Source organism: Mycolicibacterium sp. XJ870 (assembly GCF_053483975.1).
In genome coordinates this window covers 104,682-120,600 of sequence record NZ_JBEFTI010000005.1, presented here as the reverse complement: position 1 = coordinate 120,600, position 15,919 = coordinate 104,682, and the positions used below count along the sequence as shown (strand labels likewise).

General features: G+C 67.8%; 15 protein-coding genes and 1 pseudogene. 3 read left to right on the top strand and 13 right to left on the bottom strand.

Features of this window, described 5'->3' with window-relative positions:
- Window positions 1–11: 11 nt before the first annotated feature.
- Genes ABQF30_RS19665 through ABQF30_RS19655 form a run of 3 tightly spaced genes read right to left on the bottom strand, consistent with a single transcriptional unit; the run spans window position 12 to window position 2,810 of the window.
- Complete coding sequence (locus tag ABQF30_RS19665) at window positions 12–1,400, bottom strand: class II 3-deoxy-7-phosphoheptulonate synthase (RefSeq protein ID WP_448466828.1); 1,389 nt, start codon at window positions 1,398–1,400, stop codon at window positions 12–14.
- A gap of 34 nt (window positions 1,401–1,434) precedes the next feature.
- Window positions 1,435–1,947: a polyadenylate-specific 3'-exoribonuclease AS gene (locus tag ABQF30_RS19660; protein ID WP_448466826.1), complete on the bottom strand. Its 513-nt coding sequence runs from the start codon at window positions 1,945–1,947 to the stop codon at window positions 1,435–1,437.
- Window positions 1,947–2,810, bottom strand: a complete 864-nt coding sequence (locus ABQF30_RS19655) for a hypothetical protein (RefSeq protein WP_448466824.1) — start codon at window positions 2,808–2,810, stop codon at window positions 1,947–1,949. The genes ABQF30_RS19660 and ABQF30_RS19655 overlap by 1 nt, the downstream gene beginning before the upstream one ends.
- An 83-nt stretch (window positions 2,811–2,893) precedes the next feature.
- Here ABQF30_RS19655 and ABQF30_RS19650 point away from each other — a divergent pair, with 83 nt between their 5' ends.
- The gene (locus ABQF30_RS19650; RefSeq protein WP_448466822.1) at window positions 2,894–4,186 is read left to right on the top strand and encodes a glycosyltransferase 87 family protein; all 1,293 of its coding nucleotides are present in this window, start codon (window positions 2,894–2,896) and stop codon (window positions 4,184–4,186) included.
- On the opposite strand, the gene ABQF30_RS19645 is transcribed toward ABQF30_RS19650, so the two are convergent.
- The 5 genes from ABQF30_RS19645 to ABQF30_RS19625 all read right to left on the bottom strand — a co-directional run bounded on the left by ABQF30_RS19645 (window position 4,183) and on the right by ABQF30_RS19625 (window position 7,498).
- The gene (locus tag ABQF30_RS19645) at window positions 4,183–4,911 is read right to left on the bottom strand and encodes a lysophospholipid acyltransferase family protein (protein WP_448466820.1); all 729 of its coding nucleotides are present in this window, start codon (window positions 4,909–4,911) and stop codon (window positions 4,183–4,185) included. The genes ABQF30_RS19650 and ABQF30_RS19645 overlap by 4 nt on opposite strands.
- A gap of 97 nt (window positions 4,912–5,008) precedes the next feature.
- Window positions 5,009–5,386 carry a hypothetical protein gene (locus tag ABQF30_RS19640; RefSeq protein ID WP_448466818.1) on the bottom strand — a complete coding sequence of 126 codons (378 nt, stop codon included), beginning with the start codon at window positions 5,384–5,386 and terminating at the stop codon, window positions 5,009–5,011.
- Window positions 5,383–6,630, bottom strand: coding sequence for an ArsA family ATPase (locus ABQF30_RS19635; RefSeq protein ID WP_448466816.1), 1,248 nt, complete (start codon window positions 6,628–6,630; stop codon window positions 5,383–5,385). The genes ABQF30_RS19640 and ABQF30_RS19635 overlap by 4 nt, the downstream gene beginning before the upstream one ends.
- Window positions 6,631–7,068: an SRPBCC family protein gene (locus ABQF30_RS19630; RefSeq protein WP_448466814.1), complete on the bottom strand. Its 438-nt coding sequence runs from the start codon at window positions 7,066–7,068 to the stop codon at window positions 6,631–6,633.
- A 40-nt stretch (window positions 7,069–7,108) separates the two neighbouring features.
- On the bottom strand, window positions 7,109–7,498 hold the full coding sequence (locus tag ABQF30_RS19625) for a polyketide cyclase / dehydrase and lipid transport (RefSeq protein WP_448466812.1): 390 nt from the start codon (window positions 7,496–7,498) through the stop codon (window positions 7,109–7,111).
- 106 nt (window positions 7,499–7,604) lie between these two features.
- Here ABQF30_RS19625 and ABQF30_RS19620 point away from each other — a divergent pair, with 106 nt between their 5' ends.
- Window positions 7,605–9,398, top strand: coding sequence for an AMP-dependent synthetase/ligase (locus ABQF30_RS19620; protein ID WP_448467251.1), 1,794 nt, complete (start codon window positions 7,605–7,607; stop codon window positions 9,396–9,398).
- Here ABQF30_RS19620 and pimB read toward each other — a convergent pair.
- From pimB to ABQF30_RS19600, 4 genes are all read right to left on the bottom strand, one after another.
- Window positions 9,395–10,531 (bottom strand): GDP-mannose-dependent alpha-(1-6)-phosphatidylinositol monomannoside mannosyltransferase, encoded by a 1,137-nt coding sequence (pimB, locus tag ABQF30_RS19615; RefSeq protein WP_448466810.1) that lies wholly within the window; start codon window positions 10,529–10,531, stop codon window positions 9,395–9,397. The two genes, ABQF30_RS19620 and pimB, sit on opposite strands and share 4 nt — an antisense overlap.
- 31 nt (window positions 10,532–10,562) lie before the next feature.
- Window positions 10,563–11,405 carry a peptidase gene (locus ABQF30_RS19610; RefSeq protein WP_448466808.1) on the bottom strand — a complete coding sequence of 281 codons (843 nt, stop codon included), beginning with the start codon at window positions 11,403–11,405 and terminating at the stop codon, window positions 10,563–10,565.
- Complete coding sequence (ripC, locus tag ABQF30_RS19605; protein ID WP_448466806.1) at window positions 11,374–12,513, bottom strand: peptidoglycan hydrolase RipC; 1,140 nt, start codon at window positions 12,511–12,513, stop codon at window positions 11,374–11,376. Before ripC ends, ABQF30_RS19610 begins: the two co-directional genes overlap by 32 nt.
- A 153-nt stretch (window positions 12,514–12,666) precedes the next feature.
- Window positions 12,667–12,909: a hypothetical protein gene (locus tag ABQF30_RS19600; RefSeq protein ID WP_448466804.1), complete on the bottom strand. Its 243-nt coding sequence runs from the start codon at window positions 12,907–12,909 to the stop codon at window positions 12,667–12,669.
- Between ABQF30_RS19600 and ABQF30_RS19595 the strand changes: the two are divergent.
- Window positions 12,854–14,803: pseudogene (locus ABQF30_RS19595) on the top strand (DEDD exonuclease domain-containing protein); the annotation flags it as partial. The gene ABQF30_RS19600 and the pseudogene ABQF30_RS19595 overlap by 56 nt on opposite strands.
- Here the strand turns inward: ABQF30_RS19595 and trpD are convergent.
- Window positions 14,741–15,835: an anthranilate phosphoribosyltransferase gene (gene trpD / locus ABQF30_RS19590; protein WP_448466802.1), complete on the bottom strand. Its 1,095-nt coding sequence runs from the start codon at window positions 15,833–15,835 to the stop codon at window positions 14,741–14,743. The pseudogene ABQF30_RS19595 and the gene trpD overlap by 63 nt on opposite strands.
- Window positions 15,836–15,919: the final 84 nt, after the last annotated feature.

Below are 15,919 nucleotides of genomic sequence, written 5' to 3'. Positions count from 1 at the left end.
ATGAAGACTCGCTAGCCGCGCAGCATCTCGGCGACCAGAAACGCCAATTCCAGGCTCTGCTGGGTGTTCAACCGGGGATCGCACGCCGTCTCGTAGCGGCCCGCCAGATCGGAATCCGAAATATCCTGCGCCCCACCGAGACACTCGGTGACGTTCTCGCCCGTGATCTCGACATGGATGCCGCCGGGGTGGCTGCCCAGGGCATGGTGCACCTCGAAGAAGCCCTGCACCTCGTCGACGATGCGGTCGAAGTGCCGCGTCTTGTAGCCGGTCGAGCTCTCGTGGGTGTTGCCGTGCATCGGGTCGCACTGCCAGACCACCTGATGACCGGTGGCCTGAACCTTCTCGATGATCGGCGGCAGCAGGTCACGCACCTTGTTGTTGCCCATGCGGGTCACAAGCGTCAGCCGGCCCGGCTCGTTGTGCGGGTCCAGGCGCTCGACGTACTCCACAGCCAATTCCGGCGTCGTGGTCGGGCCCAGCTTCACGCCGATCGGATTGGCGATCACCTCGGCGAACGCCACGTGCGCACCGTCTAGCTGGCGAGTGCGCTCACCGATCCACAGGTAATGGGCGGACTGGCAGTAGAGCTTGGGGGCGCCGTCCGTGCCGTCGGAGAGCCGCAGCATGGCGCGCTCGTAGTCGAGCACCAACGCCTCGTGGCTGGCGAAGATCTCCGCAGTCTGCAGGTTGCGGTCGGCGACGCCACAGGCCGACATGAAATTCAGCCCGCGGTCGATCTCCCCGGCCAGCGCCTCATAGCGGGCGCCGGCGGGCGAGGTCCGGACGAACTCGCGGTTCCAGTCGTGCACCAGATGCAGTGAGGCCAACCCCGACGACGTCAACGCCCGCACCAGGTTCATCGCCGCGCTGGCATTGGCGTAGGCCCGCACCAGCCGGGACGGATCATGTTGGCGCACCGCGGCATCGGGCGCGAAGCCGTTGACCATGTCACCGCGGTAGGACTTCAAACCCAGTGCGTCGACATCGGCCGAGCGCGGCTTGGCGTACTGCCCCGCGATACGGGCCACCTTCACCACCGGCATGCTCGCGCCGTAGGTGAGCACCACCGCCATCTGCAGCAGGGTGCGGATATTGGCCCGGATGTGCGGCTCGGTGTTGTCGACGAAGGTCTCCGCGCAGTCGCCACCCTGCAGCAGGAAGGCCTCGCCGCGGGCCACGTCGGCCAGCAGACCCTTGAGCTTCTCGATCTCCGACGGCACGGTCACCGGCGGCACACTCTCCAGCACCGTGCGCATCGCCTTGGCCTGATCGGCGTCCCAGCTCGGCTGCTGCGCGGCCGGCTTCGCCAACGCCGAATCCAGCCGTTGCCGAAGTTCGTCAGTCAATGGCGGCAGCGGCGGCAGCTGGTCGATGGGAATGTCGACGGTCCAGTTCACCCGTTCATGGTAGCCGCCGGTGAGCGGGCCTTTTCTAGGCCTGTGCCGTGCCCCACCCGGGCGAGAGTGCCGAACCGCTCATCAACTGGAAGCGGGTGAGATTGTGCCGCGCGTCGACCAGTGCGTCGTGTGCGTCGCGCGGGCGCGGTGGCATCCGCGGCGATCCGCGCTCCTCCCAGAACTGCCGCAGCTCCCGGGTGAATCGCGGTATCGCGGGCGGCAGATCAGTCATCGGCCCCCACAGCTGACACAGGACCACGTGGTCATATGCCCCGACCCAGGCCCACAGCTCGATCGGCTCGTCACCGTCGATGTCGAAGAAATCCTCCAGCTCCGTCCGGATCTGGCGGCGCGACCGCCACAGCTGAGACGCCGGAGACGGCAGCTTCGGCAGCACATGCTTGCGTACCCAGCTGCCGGCCCGATCCGGATTGAACTCCGTCGACACGGCGTAATACTCGCGGCCGTCCTCGGCCGCGACACCGATCGAGATCAGCTCGATCGTGCGTCCGTCGTCGATGAACTCGGTGTCGTAGAAGAACTTCATCAGGCACTCCGCCCGGTCGGGGTGGCCGGCGCAGGCGCGGCGTGGATCTCTTTGTCGAGCTGCTCGTCGACCGCGGCGTCGTCGGGGAACTTCGGCATCCCGGTGATCGCGTCCTGCAACCACAGCTTCGCTTGTACGACGGGACGACGCAGCCAGCGTTCCCGCTCCAGCGCGCGGTGCATCTTGCGGGGACGGCTGGTGTAGCGCCACCGCGCCCACGGCGCATGCGGCCGGGACAGCCGGACCGCGCCGACGACGAGCAACGGGGTTATGAACATGCCCACCAATCCAGTCCACACCTTGCCTTTGAGCAGCACCACCACCGCCAGCAGGAGAGTCAGCACCGCGACCGCAATCACGATGGCACGGGCGGCCAATGTGTGGTCGTCGCGCCAGATACCGATATCAAAGAATGACAGCGGGCTGAACCCGAGGATCAACAGCCCGGCGACCGCCACAGCGGCGAACACCGCATCCACCGAAGTGCGGCCGTCCTCGGCCCAGTACACGTCGGACAGATGCAGGATCAGCGCGAACTCGTCGAGCACCAGCGCGGCTCCGACGCCGAAAAAGACCGCGGCCACGGTGAACTCCGCCACCCCACCGTTGACGGCGAGGGTCACCATCGTGACCCCGGAGACCATGACCAGGATGACGCCGATCACCGCATGATGGATGTGCAGCGAGCCATGTCCGATATTGCGCGGCTGCCACCATTTGGGCGGTTGGTCGCCACCGGCATGTTTTCGGATGTACCGCACGACGGTGCGGGTGACGAAAAACGTGAGAATGAAGGCCACCAGGCAACACAGCAACGGCAGGCGATCGCGGGTGACGAAATCCAACTGGATGGTCGCATGCACGCTGAGAGAACTTACGCCGACGGGCGCGCGTCGGGACCGTGGATGCGGCTACTCGCCGTCGCCACGGATAGTCTGTTGAGAACATGAGTAAGCGGCAGTCGCCTGGCCGGGATGGTTGGGCTGGTTGGGCACCGACCATCGCATGGCGGCTTTTCCAGTTGCTCACCCTGGCGGCGCTGGTCTGGGTCGGCTGGCAACTGCTGCGCACGGTGCCCTACCGCATCGATATCGACGTGTACCGGATGGGCGGCCGGGCCTGGCTGGACGGCCGGCCGCTGTACGCCGACGGCGCAATCTTCCACACCGAGGGCGGCCTCGATCTTCCGTTCACCTATCCCCCGCTGGCGGCCATCGCGTTCGCCCCGTTCGCGTGGCTCTCGCTGCCCGCCGCGAGCTGGGCGATCACGATCACCACGCTGCTGCTGCTGATCGTGTCGACGGTCATCGTGCTCACCCGGCTCGATGTGTGGCCGCACACCACCGTCACCTCCGAGCCGGCGTGGCTGCGCCGCTGCTGGCTGGCGGCGGCGGTGGTCGCGCCGGCGGTGATCCATCTGGAGCCGATCCGGTCCAACTTCGAATTCGGCCAGATCAATGTGGTGCTGATGACTCTCGTCATCGCCGATTGCGTACCGCGGCGCACCCCGTGGCCCCGCGGCGTGCTGCTCGGGCTGGCGATCGCGCTCAAACTCACCCCGGCGGTCTTCCTCCTGTACTTCGTGCTGCGCCGCGACGTGCACAGCCTGTTGCGGACAGCGGCGGCCGCAATCGTCGCGACGCTGGCCGGATTCGTGCTGGCGTGGACCGACTCCCTGGAGTACTGGACCCAGACGGTGCGCAACACCGACCGGATCGGGACCGCGACGCTCAACACCAATCAGAACATCGCCGGGGCACTGGCGAGGCTCGGTCTCGGTGAGGGCCCGCGCTTCCTGCTGTGGATGCTGGCCTGCTTCGCGGTGCTGGCCCTGACCGTGTGGGCGGCGCGGCGCGCGCTGCGCAGTGCGACAAGCGAGTCGTCAGTGCTGGCATTGATCTGCGTGGCGATGTTCGGCCTGGTGGTCTCGCCGGTGTCGTGGTCGCATCACTGGGTGTGGGCGCTGCCGACCCTGCTGGTGACCGGCATCGTGGCCTATCAGCGCCGCAACGCACTACTGACCGCGCTGACCCTGGCCGGCATCGCCCTGCTGGTCTGGACGCCGATCGACCTCCTGCCCGAACACAAGGAGACCACCGCATCGCTGTGGCGACAGTTGGCCGGCGGTTCTTATGTGTGGTGGGCGCTCGCGGTGATCGTGGTGACCGGTGTGGTGTCGGCCTCGCTGGCTCGCGACCGCACGGCCGTGACGGCGGCCGAACCTCTCGTGCGCAACTAACCCGCGGCGGACTGCGGCATCCGCGCGGCGGGCTTGGCAGCGACGGCCTTTTCCGCATTCTCCTTGACGTCGGCGGCGTACAGGTCGACGTACTCCTGCCCGGACAGGCCCATCAACTCGTACATCACCTCATCGATCACCGCGCGCTCGATGAACCGGTTGCCTGCCAATCCCTCGAACCGGCTGAAGTCCATCGGCTTGCCGAACCGGACCTCGACCCGGCCGAACCACCACATCTTGCTGCCGGGTGGGTTCACCGTGTCGGTTCCGATCATCGCGACGGGGATGACGGGCACACCGGTCTCCAACGCCAGCCGGGCCAGCCCGGTCTTGCCCTTGTAGAGCCGGCCGTCCGGCGAGCGGGTGCCCTCGGGATACATCCCGAGCAGCTTTCCCTCGCCGAGGACGCGTGCGGCGGTGTCCAGCGCCGCCTGGGCGGCGTCGGCGTCCGTCCGGTCGATCGGCACCTGGCCGGCCGCCGTGAAGAACCAACGCTTGAACCAGCCCCTCAGACCGGTTCCGGTGAAGTATTCCGATTTGGCCAGGAAAGTGATCCGGCGCCGCACTACCAGGGGCTTGTAGAAGCTGTCCGCGACGGCCAGGTGATTACTGGCCAGGATAGCCGCGCCGGTGGGTGGAACATGCTCCAACCCAGTGACTTTCGGCCGTCCGAGCAAGGACAGCAAAGGTCCCATGAAGATGAACTTGAAAAGCCAGTACCACATGGACCCTCCACCTTGGGCGCACCGGGCGATGCTCTGGCACAACTGTACCCAGGCCGTGTTGTGGCTACCACACGACGGCCGGACGGTCGCGCCGATCTCAGTCTTCGACGGTGACGGGGATGTGCTGGTAGCGGCCCGGTCCCGACGGTGGCGGCGCATCGTCGGGCGACGGGAAATCCGGTCCGCCGTCGGGATTGTCCGGCGGGCTGTCGGCGTCGTCGAGCAACGCCCGGATCACCGCCAGGAGTGCCACGCTGTGCTCGGCGATCATCCCGAGCAGCGGATGCTGTTCGCCGTTGATCACGGCGGCCAGTGCGCAAACCGGGCACCACACCTGCTGGCATTTGCCGGGGCCGCCTGCTGTCGTCGCCGCGAGCTGCGCGGCCGCCATCCGAACCGCGGGATCGAGTCGCTCGAAGATCGCCTGGGCCAGCTGCCGCAGCTCCGGACCGAGATCGGGATGAGACCCAGTCATGCCGGCCACACCTCCGGATTCGGACGGAAACGCACCGTCAGCTCGCCACCCCGCAACTGCGCGTCCGTCACGATGCATCGCCGCAAGACGGACGCCAACCGGACCCGGCGCCGCATACCGCCGACGCCGATGATCAAGTCGTCGTCGACCCGGCCCAGCGTCAGCCCGGCGGAGTCGACCTGCGGCAACTCTAGCCGCATTCGGTACACCGCTTCGAGCCCGGACCCCGATTCCCGGTCCACAACAGGGCGCAACGGCCCGGGCGGCGGCGACCCGTCGCGCCGCCGCGCACTGTCGAGCAGCTCGCCGAGCGCCTTGGGCCCGATCGGCTCACCGGCCAGATGTGGAACCAGGATCAGCGCAACGTCGCCCATGGTGGCGTCGAGTTCGTCGAGCACCGTCTGCTGTTCGGAAATGCGCTCGGCATACCAGTCGAACGCCGGGTGCGCGGGCAGGTTCCGGTACTCGAACGAATCATCCTGCACCAGAACCTGATTGACGATCAGTTCAGCCACCTCGACGCCCATCAGCGCCAACGAACCCACGGTCCGGGCCGCCTCGGCGGCCACCACCCGCTCCGGGGTCAGCACCAGGTGGGCGGTGACCCTCGATCCATCGGTGAGTAGCGATCCGAGGTGCCGGATACCGGCGTCGACGCGCTCGAGCAGGGCCACGATCGCCGCGGTGGCCGCGTTGTCGTTGCCGGATAACCTGCGGTGCCGGGGCCAGGCCCGCTCCAGGTACAGACCGAAGGTGTCGGGCAGGGTCAGCATGCGCAACGCGTCGGCGGTGGACGCACAGTCCACCACGACGTGATCCCACTGCCCGGAACCGGCAAGCTCGCCCACTTCATGCAGGCCGAGCACTTCCTGGATCCCCGGCAGCGCCGAAAGTTCTTCGGGGGCAACATCTCCCAAATCCGACTCGGGAAACCGCGCCGAGAGCGTCGCGGCGATCTCGGTCCAGCGCGCTTCGAGAAGCGCCAGGGTGTCCAGTGCCAGCGCATCGAGAAAACCGCCGGCGTCGGCCAACCCGGTGTCCATATCGGTGAGCACCCGCGTCGGCGACCGCTGCCCGGTCGGGGTGACGGTGGCGCCGAGCACGTCGCCGGTGGAATGTGCCTGATCGGTGGAAACGATGAGCACCCGCAGGCCGGACCGCGCGTCGCGCACGGCGGTGGCCGTCGCCAGCGTTGACTTACCGACGCCGCCCTTGCCGACGAACAAGCTGATCCGAGCGGGCACTCACTGCACCTCGGCTCGCTTCTTGAGGTCCTTCAGCGCGGTGTCGGTGAGCCTCCGCTCGGCTTTGCGTTTGAGCAGGCCGATCATCGGGATCATCAGATCGACCGACAATTCGTAGGTGACATCGGTGCCGGATCCCTTGGGCGCCAACCGGTATGCCCCCTCCAGCGACCGCAGCAACGAGCTCGATACCAGCGACCAGGTCACCGACTTGTGGTCGGGCGGCCAGACATAGGCCAACACCATGGTGTCCTTGAGCACCGCGGCGTCGAGCACCAGCCGGGCCGTCTTCGGGTAACCCTCGTCGTCGGCTTCGAGTACCTCGGCTTCCTTGTACTCCTTGACCCACTCCGGATACGAACCGATGTCGGCGATGACGTCCATCACCGTCGATGGATCGGCATCGATATAGATGGTCTGCGTAGTCTTGTCCGCCACCGCAAGAAATCTACTCCCCCGGACCAGCCTGGACGCACTCTCAGGCCAGCCGGGAGACGCCGATCGGGCGGGACGCCTCGAGCCGTTGCTTGATCTCGAAGGCCATCGTCTTGCCGGACACCCGGCGGCGGTGATTCATCTTGGCCAGGTCCATCCGCGCGAGCTGGTGCGCTGTCACACCCGCGGGCTCGGCATGCAGGAAGTAATGCAGGATGACCCCGTCGAGCATTTCCTCCAGCCAGATCTCCATCGTGCCGGTCAACGCCCCGGTAACCGCCCAGCGCTGCCCCTTGTCCGCCCGGTCCTCGACGACCGCCAGCCCGAGGTCGGGCCACCATCGCCGCCAACTAGCGGTATCGGCCACCGCCTCACCCACCGCGACCGGATCGGCGGCAACGAAGGTTTCGTCAGCGATCTGAATGCTGTTCATCGCCGAATAGCTTCACATATGCGCCGCCATCGGCGTACCCGGGCCGACTAGGCTGACCCGCAAAGCCACTACACCAAGCCTGGAGGGCAGGATCGTGCGTGAGTACATCCGTGAATACAGCGTGCCCGCATCATTTGCCGTCGGCGAGCGCGACAACATCGTCAGCTCGGTGTACGCCCATGAAGCTGACGACCCTGCCCATGTGATCTTCCGCCGGCTCGTCGATGGATCCTGGACCGACGTGACGTGCGCCCAGGCTGCCGACCAAATTCGTTCAACGGCACTGGGTCTGATCGCCGAAGGGGTTCAGCCCGGCGACCGCGTTGCGATCCTGTCGGCCACCCGTTACGAATGGCCCATCATCGACTTGGCGATCCTGTCGGTCGGCGCGGTAACTGTGCCGATCTACGAAACCTCCGCGGCCGAACAGGTGCGTTTCGTGCTCGAAAATTCCGCCGCGGCGGTGGTGTTCGCCGAGACCGACGCGCACGCCGACAAGGTCGAACAGCTCAACCTGCCCGGGCTCAAGGTGTTCACGGTCGACGGCGGGCGAACGCCTGCCCTGGAAGCGCTGGCAGAGGCGGGGCGCTCCGTCGACCGCTCCGAGCTTGAAGCGCGGCTGGCCGGAATCAAATCCGCTGATCCGGCGACGTTGATCTACACCTCGGGCACGACCGGACAGCCCAAGGGCTGCCAGCTGACCCATTCGAATCTGCTCTACGAGATCCGTGGCGCCAAGGCGTGCTTCCCCGACCAGCTGGCCAAGGGCGAGCGGATGCTGGTGTTCCTGCCACTGGCCCACGTGTTGGCCCGGGCCATCACCATCGCAGCGTTCGCCAACAAGGTCACGCTCGGTTTCACCAGCGACATCAAGAACCTGGTTCCGATCTTCGGGGTGTTCAAGCCGACGCTCGTGGTGTCGGTTCCGCGCGTGTTCGAGAAGGTGTACAACACCGCCGAGCAGAACGCCCGCAACGACGGCAAGGGCAAGATTTTCCAGATCGCTGCCGACACCGCGATCGAGTGGAGCCGCGCGCAGGACCAAAAGGGCACAGCAGGCCTGCTGCTGAGGGCCAAGCACGCGGTGTTCGACCGTCTGGTCTACGGCAAGCTGCGCGCCGCGCTGGGCGGCGAGTGCCGGGCGGCGATCTCCGGCGGCGCACCCCTGGGCGAACGGCTCGGGCATTTCTACCGCGGGGTCGGCCTGTCCATCTACGAGGGTTACGGGCTCACCGAGACCAGCGCCGCGATCACCGTGAACCGGGTCGACGACCTCAAGGTCGGCTCGGTCGGAAAGCTGGTGCCCGGCAACAGCATGCGCCTCGCCGACGATGGCGAGCTGCTGGTCAAGGGCGGCGTGGTGTTCGACGGGTACTGGAACAACGAGTCCGAGACGAAGGCGGTGATCGACGATGACGGCTGGTTCCATACCGGCGATCTGGGCGCCATCGACGATGACGGCTTCCTGACCATCGTCGGGCGTAAGAAGGAGATCATCGTGACCGCGGGCGGCAAGAACGTCGCCCCCGCGTTGCTCGAAGACCGGCTGCGGGCACACCCGTTGATCAGCCAGGCCATGTGCGTCGGCGACAAACAACCGTTCATCGCCGCGCTTATCACCATCGATCCGGAAGCCTTCGACGGGTGGAAGGAACGGAACGGAAAGAACGGCAACGCCTCGGTGGCCGACCTGGCCGAGGATCCGGATCTGACCGCAGAGGTCGACCTGGCGGTCAAGGACGCCAACCAGGCGGTGTCGAATGCCGAGGCAATCCGAAAGTTTCGGATCCTGCCGGTGGACTTCACCGAGGACACCGGCGAGCTCACCCCCACGCTGAAGGTCAAGCGCAAGGTGGTGGCCGAGAAGTTCGCCGCCGATATCGCTGCGCTCTACGGCTAGCGCGCCGCCAACAGTTCGGCGAGGCGGGCCCCTTTGGCCCGCCACTGCCAGTTGTCCACCGCCCAGTGCCGGCCCGCCACGCCCATGGCAGCAGCCCGGCCGGGGTCGGCGAGCAGATCCGCTACTCCCGTCGCGACAGCGTCGACATCGGTGCCGTCGACGACCGTGCCGGTCTTCCCGTCGAGCACGGTCTCCGGTGCACCTCCGGACATGCCCGCCACCACCGGCACCCCGCACGCCGAGGCCTCCAGGTACACGATGCCGAGGCCCTCGACGTCGAGTCCCGCACCGCGGGTGCGGCACGGCATGGCGAACACATCGGCCATCGCATGGTGTGCTGGCAGTTCCGCTGCGGGCACCCCGCCAGTGAACACGACGTGCTCGACCACGCCGTGGTGTTCGGCCAAGCGTTGCAACGTCGCCAGATACGGACCTCCGCCGACGATGGCCAGCGCGGTGTCGGGGACTTTCCGGCGGATCGCCGGCAGTGCCCGGATCAGCATGTCCTGTCCCTTGCGCGGCACCAGCCGCGACAGACACACCACCACCGGCCGGTCCCCCAGCCGATAGCGGTCGCGTAGCCGCGCGCGGGCCACCGGATCTGGCACGAACTTGTCGGTGTCCACCCCGGGCGGAAGGTGTTCCAGCGCGGCGTCGGGGCCGAACGCGGACGCGAACCTGCCGCGGGTGTAGCGGCTGACGAACGTGATCACGTCGGCGTCGTCACCGATGCGGCGCAGTGCGCTGCGCGCCACCGGCAGCATCGACCAGCCCACCTCGTGGCCGTGAGTGCTGGCCACCACGCGGGTTGCCCCGGCACGACGCGCCAGCGGGGCCAGTAGGGCAAGCGGCGCGGCCGCTCCGAACCACACCGTCTCGATGCCGTGCTCGCCGATGAGCCGGTGCATGCGGGCGGCGACGGTCGGCTCGGGCAGCATCAGGGTGCTGCGGTGCCGGACGATCCGGTAGCCCGCCTGCTCGTCGTACGCATCTGAGTTCTTCCACTTCGGCGCGTACACCGTGAGCTCGTGGGTTCCGGATCGGCTCAATTCACCGACGAGTGCCTCCAGGTAAGACTGGATGCCTCCGCGGCGCGGTGGAAAGTCGTTGGTGACCAACAAAACCCGCGTCATCGCACCGTCTCTTTACCCATCGGCGATCAGGCTAGCTTCTCAGCCACAGCCGCCAACCGGCGACTACCGCGTCGAGATCTGCGCCCAATGTGTCACGCACGGCGGTCGCCACGTCGGGATGGCCGAATCCGCACGCCCGCAGGTACAGCTCGCGCAGCTTCGGAGCACCGTAGACCTCGGCGACGTAGCGGCTGAACCACCAGGCCCGGTCGTAGGCCAACGACCGCGCGGCGCCCGGGCTGTCTAGGTCGGTATCGGTGGGCAGCTGTCCGAGTGCATCGGCCTGCTCCGGAGCGTCGGCAGGTGGGCGGCCGACGTAGTCGGCCACGCCCTCGGTGAGCCACCGGGGTGCATCCGCGGCCGTCTGCGATCTGGCAGCGTAGTGGAAAAGCTCGTGGCGCAGCACAATTCGTAGTGCGGCCGGGCTCATGCCGGCCGCCCCGGGAGCAAACATGATGCGGTCCGCCGTGGTGGTCGCAGCGATGTCTTCGACTCCGCCTGCAAGGACTCGGAACTGGTCAGCCGACCCGGCGACCGCGATCACGATGTCGCGTGGCCAGTCCGGGCCCCAGAATGCCGTCACCGCCTCGACAGCGCCGGGCAGCTCGGTGCGGATGCGGTCCAGTAGCGCAGCGCTGTGTTGACCGCCCAGCGCGACGAGTTGCGCGCTGCGCCCGTCGGGCAGCGCCATCGAGGTGTCCGGGGTCGCCGAGACCGTCGCGGTGCCAGGATTCACGTCCGGCGCAGTGGGCGGCGGCTGCGGCATGGCCAGCAGCGCCGCAGCGACGCCGATTTCGGCCAGCAGCACTACGGCAAGAACCGGGCGCCGGTAACCCGTCGGGTCAGTACCGGCGGACGTTGTAGATCGGCGCATTGTTGACCGGGGCGACCCGAACCGGGGTGCCATAGGTCGACGCATGCACCATCATCCCGTCGCCGATGTAGATGCCGACGTGCGAGGCGTCCGAGTAGTAGGTCACCACGTCACCGGGCTGCATCTGATCCGACGAGACCGGCTGACCGCCACGGGCCATCGCCTGGCTGGAGTGCGGCAACGAGATGCCGGCGTGCTGGAACGACCACATCACCAGACCCGAGCAGTCGAAGGCGCTGGGGCCCGACCCTCCCCATGAGTACGGTGAGCCGATCCGGCTCAGTGCGGCCTGGATGACGGTGCCGGAATGGCCGTTGGGCGAGCCACCCGGAATCGAGGCCTCGGGCGGGGCGATGTCACCGGGCGGAATGCCGTTCGGCGGGGCCGCCAACACGCCCGGATCATTGGCTGGTGGCAACGCACCCGGCGCCGGTGCCGGTGGGGCGGGTGGGGCAGCCGCGAGCGCCTCGCGCTGACCCGGCGTCAGCGCCTGGTACTGCGACTTGACGATCGAGATCTGAACTTGTAGTTGACTTTGCTTGGATTGCAGATCGGCGCGCACTGCGGCGGCCTGCTCGGCCGCTGTCTTGGCGTCGGCGGCCGATTTCGCCGATGCCTGCTCGGCGGCGGCGGCCTTCGCACCGACCGACCGGAAGTTGTGCATCTGCGCGGACATCTCGGTGGCCATCACCCGCTGCACCGCGAGTTGCTCGATCAGATTCTGCGGAGAATCCGCGGTCAGGATCGCGTCCACGCCGGAGGTGCGACCCCCCATGTACTGCGCGGCAGCAACTTTGTTCACCGAGGTCTGGAATGTTGCCAGCTGAGACTTGGCGAGATCTGCTGCAGCCTGGTCATCTGCGAGCTTCTTCTCGGCTGCTTCCTGTGCTGCCAGCTTGTTGTTGAGATCCAGCTGCGCGGAGTGCATGGCCTCGGTGGTCTGCTCGGCCTGCCGCGACAACTCATTGAGCTTTGCCAGCGCGTCCGCGGCGGGATCCGCCTGCACACTGCCCGCCAGAAGCCCGGAGAACAAGGCCAGGCTCGCTATTGCACCTACTACGGGTCGCTTGAAACGACTTGCGGGCCGGTGCGCGCGGGCATGCCTCAAGTTTTCGTCCTCACAACGGGAGTTAGCGAGCCGCCTAGAAACCGCTCTTAGGTCTCAGATAGGTTACGAAACGGCATCGGGCTTGTCCAACAGGAGCTGCAAATTTAACAGCCGCGCGGGAATATTTTCCTGTGGCGCAAGCATTACGTGTCGTCAGGCGACCCCCGATTTACCGTTCCGGTGAACCGGCACGAGCCGAAGCCGCGGCGCCAACCCCACGTCAGCGAGCACTTCCAGGGCCCGACGCTCGTCATCCAGCAACTTTTCGGGTACGCCGAGCAACACGCTGACGACACAGTCCTGACAGCCCGGTCCGCGGACCGCGCAATCGTCGCAGTCGATGGTCACGCTGCCCGGGTCCGGTTCCGCACCGCGGGAATACTGCCCATGTCTCATCTTGACCGTCCTCTCGATCGGTTTGCCCGCACGGTATCGACGAGGACCGACAAGCGTGTCGACCCGAAGGTGTCGGTGGCTGTCCCTACCGTCATCACCCATGGGCGACGTCGGGCAACTGGCCTTGGATTTCGGCTCAGCTCTGGACGCCGTATCCCTCGCCGACACCACCTTCGTGGTGGTGGACCTCGAAACCACCGGCGGGCGGGCGACCGCGGCGCAGCCGGGTGGCCCGCATGACGCCATCACAGAGATCGGTGCGGTCAAGATCCGCGGCGGCGAGGTGCTGGGTGAGCTGGCCACCCTTGTGGACCCGGGACGTGCCATCCCGCCCCAGATCGTCGAGCTGACCGGGATCACCACGGCGATGGTGCGTGACGCGCCGAAGATCGACGCCGTCCTACCCGCTTTTCTTGAGTTCTCCCGGGGTGCGGTGTTGGTGGCCCACAACGCCGGATTCGACATCGGTTTCCTGCGGGCCGCAGCGCAGCGGGCTGAGGTCACGTGGCCGAGGCCGCCGGTGCTCTGCACGGTGCGACTGGCGCGGCGGGTGCTCACGCGCGACGAGGCGCCAAGTGTCCGGCTTGCGGCGTTGGCGCGGCTGTTCGGCGCCTCGACGACCCCGACCCACCGGGCGCTCGACGATGCCAGGGCCACTGTCGACGTTTTGCATGGGCTGATCGAACGGGTCGGCAACCAAGGCATCCACACGTTCGCGGACCTGCGGTCGTATCTGCCCGACACCACCCCGGCTCAGCGCCGCAACCGGACACTGGCCGACCGGCTGCCCAACCGGCCTGGGGTGTACCTGTTCCGCGGGCCGTCCGACGAGGTGCTCTACGTCGGAACCGCTGTCGATCTGCGACGTCGCGTCCGGCAGTACTTCACCGGCGCCGACCCCCGGGCCCGGATGAAGGAGATGGCATCGCTGGCCACCGCGGTCGACCACGTCGAGTGCGCACACGAGCTGGAAGCCGGGGTGCGCGAGCTGCGGCTGCTGGCCGCCCACGCGCCGCCGTACAACCGGCGCTCCAAATCCCCCCGACGGTGGTGGTGGGTGGCGCTGACCGACGAGGCGTTCCCGCGGCTGTCCACCGTGCGAAACCCCAAGCACCGCACCGCGATCGGGCCGTTCTCCGCCCGGTCGGACGCGGTGGACACAGCGGCCCTCCTGGCCCGGTTCACCGGAGTGCGTACCTGCACGGGCAGGCTCGGCGTCGCCGCGGCGCATCACTGCCCAGAACGTGAGCTCTCCCCGTGCCCGGCGCCACAAGGCGTCGGCGCCGACGACTACGCGGTGGCCATCCGGCGCGCCACCGCGTTGATCGACGGCACCGACAACTCGGTGCTGGCAGCGGTACTGGCCCACATCGCGGAGCTGGCCGCGGCCAGCCGGTACGAGACCGCCGCCCGCCTACGCGATCACGCCGCCGTGGCGATCGAGGCACTGTGGCGCGGGCAGCGGCTTGCTGCCCTTGCCGCGCTGCCCGAGTTGGTGACGGCGCGAGGTGACGGCAACGGGGGCTGGCGCTTTTCGGTGATCCGCCACGGGCAGCTGGCCGCCGCGGGCACGGCGAGCCGGGGCGTGCCGCCCATGCCGGTCGTCGACGCGCTCTGCGCCGCCGCACAGGTGGTGCTGCCCACTCAGGGACCACTCGGCGGGGCACTCGTCGAGGAGACCGCGCTCATTGCGCGCTGGCTGGCTCAGCCGGGTGTGCGCATCGTGCGATCGAGCATCGGCTACGCCACGCCGGTTGGCGCCGCAGGCCGTTACGCGCAGTGGGCGGCGACGGCACGGTCGGCCCGGCTGGCCGCCCAACAGGAGACACGCTCAGAGTTGCTGACCGAGCCGCACCCAACGCGCGAGGAGCTGTTCGGCCGCACCGGAATCGATGGCCTCGGCGGCGCGCGCCAGACCAGACTCCCAGGCCGGCGTCCACTGGGCGTCGCTGGCTAGGCCTGCGTGCGCAACCATCGCCCCTGCTGCGTTGAGCACCACCGCATCGCGTACCGGACCCTTGGCGCCGCTGAGCACCGCACGCGCCTCGGCAGCGTTGGCCGCGGCGTCACCGCCGACCAGTTCACTGATCTCGGCCCGCCCGAAGCCGAACGCCGCGGGGTCGAACGTCAGCCGCTCCATCGTGCCGGCCTGGACGCGCCAGATCGTGCTGGTGGTCGTGGTGGTCAGCTCGTCGAGACCGTCGTCGCCGTGTACCACCAGCACGCTGGAACCGCGCGCGGCGAAAACACCGGCCATCACCTCGGCCAGGTCGGCCCAGGCGCAGCCGATCAGCCCGGCCCGCGGTGCCGCCGGATTGGTCAGCGGCCCAAGCAGATTGAAGACCGTCGGCACCCCGATTTCGCGGCGCACCACCGAGGCGTGCCGGTAGGACGGGTGGAACTGCGGCGCGAACGCAAAACCGATACCGACCTCGGCGACACTGCGGGCAACCTCGTCGGGACCGAGATCGATCCGCACCCCGAGCGCCTCCAGGGTGTCGGCACCACCCGACAGCGATGACGCCGCGCGGTTGCCGTGCTTGACCACCGGCACCCCACAGGCGGCCACCACGATCGCCGCCATTGTGGAAAGGTTCACCGTGTTGGCACCGTCGCCGCCGGTGCCGACGATATCGACGGTGTCGGTGCCGATCTGGTCGGTCGGTACGCGGCGGGCGTGCGACAGCATGATGTCGGCCAACTCCCGAACCTCGGACGACGTCGGGCGTTTCATCTTCATGGCCACCGCGAACCCGGCGATCTGGGCAGGGGTGGCGACACCGGTCATGATCTGGTCCATCGCCCAGGCCGCGTGGCCGTTGGGCAGGCTCTGTTCGGTGGTCAGCCGACCCAAAATGCGCGGCCACGACGGTGCCGCGTCGGGCCGGGAGGGAGACGGGGACAGCTGCGATGATCCGGATGCCACCGCCGAATGCTATCCCCCGGCGGACATCCCGTTCCGGATCCGTCCCTAAGAGAATCCGGCCAATTGCTCGACCCGGGTGGAGTT

What these genes read in the sequence shown, in the direction of transcription:
- ABQF30_RS19660 (WP_448466826.1), bottom strand. Translation starts at nt 1,947, where the DNA reads ATGAAGTTCTTCTACGACACCGAGTTCATCGACGACGGACGCACGATC.
- ABQF30_RS19650 (WP_448466822.1), top strand. Translation starts at nt 2,894, where the DNA reads ATGAGTAAGCGGCAGTCGCCTGGCCGGGATGGTTGGGCTGGTTGGGCA.
- ABQF30_RS19645 (WP_448466820.1), bottom strand. Translation starts at nt 4,911, where the DNA reads ATGTGGTACTGGCTTTTCAAGTTCATCTTCATGGGACCTTTGCTGTCC.
- ABQF30_RS19640 (WP_448466818.1), bottom strand. Translation starts at nt 5,386, where the DNA reads ATGACTGGGTCTCATCCCGATCTCGGTCCGGAGCTGCGGCAGCTGGCC.
- ABQF30_RS19625 (WP_448466812.1), bottom strand. Translation starts at nt 7,498, where the DNA reads ATGAACAGCATTCAGATCGCTGACGAAACCTTCGTTGCCGCCGATCCG.
- pimB (WP_448466810.1), bottom strand. Translation starts at nt 10,531, where the DNA reads ATGACGCGGGTTTTGTTGGTCACCAACGACTTTCCACCGCGCCGCGGA.
- ABQF30_RS19610 (WP_448466808.1), bottom strand. Translation starts at nt 11,405, where the DNA reads ATGCGCCGATCTACAACGTCCGCCGGTACTGACCCGACGGGTTACCGG.
- ABQF30_RS19600 (WP_448466804.1), bottom strand. Translation starts at nt 12,909, where the DNA reads ATGAGACATGGGCAGTATTCCCGCGGTGCGGAACCGGACCCGGGCAGC.